Here is a 3,965-nt window from a genome sequence, read left to right as displayed (position 1 = left end):
TCGCCACCATGCACAACCTCGCCATGACACGGTGAAACAACAGGTCAAGCACCACTCAGACCTACCCGAGATGGACCTTCTGCAACACCCTTTAGCGCGGAATCGGGGGGCAGAGTCGCCGAGAGGTCGAGGGCGAGGCCGCTGTCACCTGTCCACCGCGCACGGTTTCCCCTGCGGATGCGCGACGTAAACCCTTCACGGCCCTGAGCGTTCGGATTCTTGTGTGCCGAACCACATAACTCCGAGCGCGCCCGTCACACGTTCGGCTCTTGCCGCGAGGTCGGGGCACTTGTCCGCCAGCAGGGCCAGTTCCCCGGCGTTCCGCAGTTGGTGGTTCCACTGGATGCAACGGCCAGCCTGAAGGAGTTCCAGAGCCTTCTGCGGATCGCCAGCCTCGAGTGCGGCTGCCGCAGCGTCGAACGTAACGTGGGACCAACTGGTCAGCTGGTGCTCCTGGTCTTCTCGTTCGAGGTGCAGACCAGCCACAGACGTCAGCAGTTCGACGGCCAGCGTCTAGGCCTTCACCGCCTCGTCCCACCGACCGAGTTCGCCGCACCGTCTGGCCCATCCAGTTGCCGCGGTCATCCGGACGTCCGGCGGCGCCGCTTCGCTGAGCGCCGCTGTGCTCCGGTCCTGCAGCGCGAGCACCTGGTCCTCGGGTCGCCCGCACAGATACAACGCCGAGCCCCGGTTCACCAGAAGCCGGGCGTCCGCGGGCGAGGCCTCGGGAAGCAGTCCCAATGCCTCGGTGCTCAGCCGCACGGCTTCGCGGAGTTTGGCTTCGTCGTACTCTTCTTCGGCACTCCGGATCAGTGCGACCGCTTGGTTGGACAGGACGCCGCCGCGGCGTGGGTGGTCGGCGCGGATCTCGGACAGTGCTCGATCTCCAGCGGCCAGCGCGAGCTCCAGGGCCGTTGTGTCGTCCGTGGAGCGATAAAGATCGAGATACGCACCCACTAGATTCGCCCGGTACACCCCCTTCTTCGGGTGCCCGTCGGGTAGCAGGTCCAGGGCTTCGCGACAGAGACCGATCTGACGGCGGATGTCCTCGGGATCCTTGCCGATGCCATAATGGACTCCGATCAAGGCCGACTTGTTGACGAGCTGAATGGCTCGGTCGCTGTCCGACTCGTCCGGCAGGGTAAGCGCCCGCTCGATGGCGGCCAGACCCTCGTTCAGGTCCGGTGTGCTTCCCCTCGACTTGGCCCGTGCCGTCAGGGCCGCCGCGAAGATCGCCAATCGGCGTCCGAGACTGCCGTCGCCCTGAGGGGTCGACGCGATTGGCGCCCGGCTGCGATCGCGGCGTCTCGGTCTGCGTCGTCGCCGGAACGCTCGTACCGAAGGTTGAGCGTCCAGGCCAGTCCGGCGAGTGCCCCGGGAGACGGGACCCCGTCGGCGTCGGCCAAGGCGACGGCCTTCTCGTGGTGGTGCACCGCTTCGTCGAGCAGCTCGCTCCGCCCCGTACGTTCACACAGCAGTTCTTGCATTCGGGCGAGTTCCAGGTGATCGTCCGAACTCTCCCGCTCCGCGATGAGATGGCGGCGGAGTGCCAGAGCACGCTGCGGATCACGCACGGAATCCCTGATCCTGCCTCGGTCGCCCAGGGCGGATGCGAGCACGTGGGCGATCGGCTGGAACTCCGCCCCCAGCTCACCCCGATCGGGCACCATGCCGCTCAGCACGTCGATCACCCGATCGAGATCACCGGGTCCCCGCTCTGCAGATGACGCAGGTACCAGGCATGGCCCAAGTCCGTGAGGGCTCTCCTGACGATGGCTCCCGGCACGCGCTCGAGTTCGCTCGCCCGCGCCTGGATCTCGATCGCCTCGTCCAGGTCCGCGAGGCGAGGATGCTCGAAGTGCCGGGTCACGAGGAGGCGGCCGAACTGGTTCAGGACCCGAGCGAGGTCTCCGTTGGGCAGTTCGAGTCCTCCCAGAGCCTTCCGGGTCACGTCCAGGGCGCGGTCGACGTGCTGGGAAGTTCCTGTCAGCTCGCATTCGACGAGCACCGCGGCGCAGAGATTGGCCGCGACGACGGCCCACTTCGGATCGTCCTCGGAAATCTGTCCCAGAAGCTCCGTGAGTCGGCGCAGTTCCTCCCCCAGAGCGCTTTCGCAGCCGTGGCGTTGTGCAAGGCTCACGAGCTGCCCGGCGTAGTCCTGAAGCAGGATGAGATCCGGTGGATTGGTCAGCATCGGGCGTTGCCCAAGTCTGACCAACGGCCGGAGGGGGGCGCTCCGTGGCCGTCGCGCAGCAGGTGGCTGACCAGGATTGCTCGATCCAGCTCCACGCCGCGTTCACCACTCCCGCTGTGCTGCCAGCGCGCCCAGTGGATCCAGGCCAGCAGCGCGGCCACCCTGGCCGCCGACAGTTCTCCCCGCTCCTTCCTCGGCTTGGTGAGCCACTCGAAGAGCTCCTGCAACCGAACCGACCTGTCTGGCTGGAGCAGCGGGGAAGAGTCCTCGTCCCGGGTGAACTTCTCCTATGTAGCGCGCAACTGCGCGTACGTCGGTCGGGATGTCCTGTCGGCACGTTCGTCATCCCATGGGGCAGTCGTCCACAGGCGTCATCGAAATCAGGGTGGAAAGGGGGACGATGATCTCACCGTCGCTCGTCTTGACCACTACCTCACCTGCCGAGACGCGCTTCACGGTTCCGCACACTTTGGCACCAGGAGCGTCGAAACGGATCGATCCACTCTTCTTGGCCGGCCGGTACCAGGTGGTTCCGACCGCGCCCACGAGCAGTGCCGTGCATAGGATCGTGAAGACGATGCCACGGTGCAGATGCCGTGCGGCATCAACAGCCTCCTGCTGCTCTTGGAGCGCTCGGGGCGGCGCTGACTGCAGGTCGACTACGCGCGGCCGGCCATGTGCTGCCAGCAGGATCTGCATCGCCCCGATCGCGCCGCACAGCAACGCGCTCAGAAGCAGAACACCTACGGCGACAGCCCATCGGTCCGCCAACTGACCGATGTCGGAACGCCCGGTGATGAGACCGAAGCCCACCAGGCCGCCCAAGAGGGCCGCCAGCCCGTTGCGCCAAGCAAGGGCAGCCGCCCGTACCCGCGGCACGGCTTCTCGCAACAAGCCATGGAGCCAGGCGATGGTCCGCTCGACAACCCATCGGTGGATTCCGAGGCCGGATCCGTGTGGGACGCCGCGGCGGGCGATCACCGGTTTGATGCCGAGCGCCCAGATCAGGCGGCGGTATTTGTCGTGGTCGTAGCCGCGGTCGCCGAGGAGGCTGTCGGGTCGGTTGCAGGGTCGTCCGACCAGGCCGGCGACGGATGGGATCTTCTTCAGGAGGGGTATCAGCTGGGTGACGTCGTTGCGGTTGCCGCCGGTCAGGGAGACGGCGAGTGGGATGCCCTGGGCGTCGACGATGAGGTGGTGCTTGCTGCCCGGTCGTGCTCGGTCGACCGGGCTGGGCCCGCTTTTGGGCCCCGTCGAGCGGTCCTGACGTGGGAGGAGTCGATCACCGCCCGCGACCAGTCCAGCTTCTTTGCGACCCGCAGCTTCTTCAGCAGCACCAGGTGCAGTTGGTCCCACACGCCGGCGTCGTTCCAGGCGGCCAGGCGCCGCCAGCAGGTCATGCCGGATCCGAAGCCCAGCTCCTGCGGCAGGTACTCCCACTGGATCCCGGTATGCAGCACGAACAGGATCCCGCAGAGCGCCTGCCGGTCCGGGACCCGAGGACGCCCTTCCGCCTGCTTCGACGCCGGCACGGGCAGCAAAGTCTCGATGAGCGACCACAGTTCATCCGACACGATCCACGGTCGCGACTGACGTTTCCCCACGCCCAGACCAACGACCACCCAGACCGAAAGCCGACCGCGTCGGCATGCGGGGGCCGTGCCCGCGCGACAGCTCAAGGCGCGATCTCGAACTCTGGCGGCTCAAGGGTCTGCAGGCATGCGGTCTTCGGCTTGTGGGGGGGGGGTGTCGAAGAACGAGACTGCGATGT

At 66.8% G+C, this 3,965-nt stretch carries 4 protein-coding genes and 1 pseudogene; all 5 read right to left on the bottom strand.

Translation table 11 applies throughout. The features are described 5' to 3' along the window. Window positions 1-513: 513 nt before the first annotated feature. A complete protein-coding gene (locus tag ACFXA3_RS37785) occupies window positions 514-1,239 on the bottom strand; it encodes a hypothetical protein (RefSeq protein WP_385195013.1) in 726 nt (241 codons plus the stop codon). Next, on the bottom strand, window positions 1,215-1,691 hold the full coding sequence (locus ACFXA3_RS37780) for a hypothetical protein (protein WP_385195010.1): 477 nt from the start codon (window positions 1,689-1,691) through the stop codon (window positions 1,215-1,217). The genes ACFXA3_RS37785 and ACFXA3_RS37780 overlap by 25 nt, the downstream gene beginning before the upstream one ends. Continuing rightward, window positions 1,688-2,194 (bottom strand): hypothetical protein, encoded by a 507-nt coding sequence (locus ACFXA3_RS37775; RefSeq protein ID WP_385195008.1) that lies wholly within the window; start codon window positions 2,192-2,194, stop codon window positions 1,688-1,690. Before ACFXA3_RS37775 ends, ACFXA3_RS37780 begins: the two co-directional genes overlap by 4 nt. Next, a complete protein-coding gene (locus tag ACFXA3_RS37770; protein ID WP_385195005.1) occupies window positions 2,188-2,421 on the bottom strand; it encodes a hypothetical protein in 234 nt (77 codons plus the stop codon). The genes ACFXA3_RS37775 and ACFXA3_RS37770 overlap by 7 nt, the downstream gene beginning before the upstream one ends. A 658-nt stretch (window positions 2,422-3,079) precedes the next feature. Continuing rightward, a pseudogene (locus ACFXA3_RS37765) lies at window positions 3,080-3,798 on the bottom strand (IS5 family transposase); the annotation flags it as partial. Window positions 3,799-3,965: the final 167 nt, after the last annotated feature.

This window comes from Streptomyces sp. NPDC059456, from assembly GCF_042750055.1.
In the GTDB taxonomy this organism is placed as follows: domain Bacteria; phylum Actinomycetota; class Actinomycetes; order Streptomycetales; family Streptomycetaceae; genus Streptomyces.
This window is presented reverse-complemented; position numbering and strand designations above follow the sequence as displayed.

What these genes read in the sequence shown, in the direction of transcription:
- ACFXA3_RS37775 (WP_385195008.1), bottom strand. Translation starts at nt 2,194, where the DNA reads ATGCTGACCAATCCACCGGATCTCATCCTGCTTCAGGACTACGCCGGG.